The sequence below is a fragment of the Streptomyces sp. NPDC001515 genome (genome assembly GCF_053597115.1).
Window position 1 is genome coordinate 1 of record NZ_JBSFHN010000091.1, and the last position, 1,399, is coordinate 1,399.

Sequence of the window (1,399 nt, forward strand, 5' to 3'; positions counted from 1 at the left end):
GTAGTAGGTAAGCGATGGGGTGACGCAGGAAGGTAGTCCAGCCCGGGCGGTGGTTGTCCCGGGGTAAGGGTGTAGGCCGTGTGGTAGGTAAATCCGTCACACATATAAGGCTGAGACCTGATGCCGAGCCGATTGTGGTGAAGTGGATGATCCTATGCTGTCGAGAAAAGCCTCTAGCGAGTTTCATGGCGGCCCGTACCCTAAACCGACTCAGGTGGTCAGGTAGAGAATACCGAGGCGTTCGGGTGAACTATGGTTAAGGAACTCGGCAAAATGCCCCCGTAACTTCGGGAGAAGGGGGGCCATTCCTGGTGATCGGATTTACTCCGTGAGCTGGGGGTGGCCGCAGAGACCAGCGAGAAGCGACTGTTTACTAAAAACACAGGTCCGTGCGAAGCCGTAAGGCGATGTATACGGACTGACGCCTGCCCGGTGCTGGAACGTTAAGGGGACCGGTTAGCTGCTCTTCGGGGTGGCGAAGCTGAGAACTTAAGCGCCAGTAAACGGCGGTGGTAACTATAACCATCCTAAGGTAGCGAAATTCCTTGTCGGGTAAGTTCCGACCTGCACGAATGGCGTAACGACTTCTCGACTGTCTCAACCATAGGCCCGGTGAAATTGCACTACGAGTAAAGATGCTCGTTTCGCGCAGCAGGACGGAAAGACCCCGGGACCTTTACTATAGTTTGATATTGGTGTTCGGTTCGGCTTGTGTAGGATAGGTGGGAGACTGTGAAGCGGCCACGCCAGTGGTTGTGGAGTCGTCGTTGAAATACCACTCTGGTCGTGCTGGATGTCTAACCTGGGTCCGTGATCCGGATCAGGGACAGTGTCTGATGGGTAGTTTAACTGGGGCGGTTGCCTCCTAAAGAGTAACGGAGGCGCCCAAAGGTTCCCTCAGCCTGGTTGGCAATCAGGTGTTGAGTGTAAGTGCACAAGGGAGCTTGACTGTGAGACCGACGGGTCGAGCAGGGACGAAAGTCGGGACTAGTGATCCGGCAGTGGCTTGTGGAAGCGCTGTCGCTCAACGGATAAAAGGTACCCCGGGGATAACAGGCTGATCTTCCCCAAGAGTCCATATCGACGGGATGGTTTGGCACCTCGATGTCGGCTCGTCGCATCCTGGGGCTGGAGTCGGTCCCAAGGGTTGGGCTGTTCGCCCATTAAAGCGGTACGCGAGCTGGGTTTAGAACGTCGTGAGACAGTTCGGTCCCTATCCGCTGTGCGCGTAGGAATATTGAGAAGGGCTGTCCCTAGTACGAGAGGACCGGGACGGACGAACCTCTGGTGTGCCAGTTGTTCTGCCAAGGGCATGGCTGGTTGGCTACGTTCGGAAAGGATAACCGCTGAAAGCATCTAAGCGGGAAGCCTGCTTCGAGATGAGTATTCCCACCTCCTT

1 rRNA gene is annotated in these 1,399 nt (G+C 55.8%); it reads left to right on the forward strand.

Annotation, left to right across the window (positions count from 1 at the left end):
* Positions 1-1,399: ribosomal RNA gene (locus ACWCXC_RS37440) — 23S ribosomal RNA — on the forward strand; the annotation flags it as partial.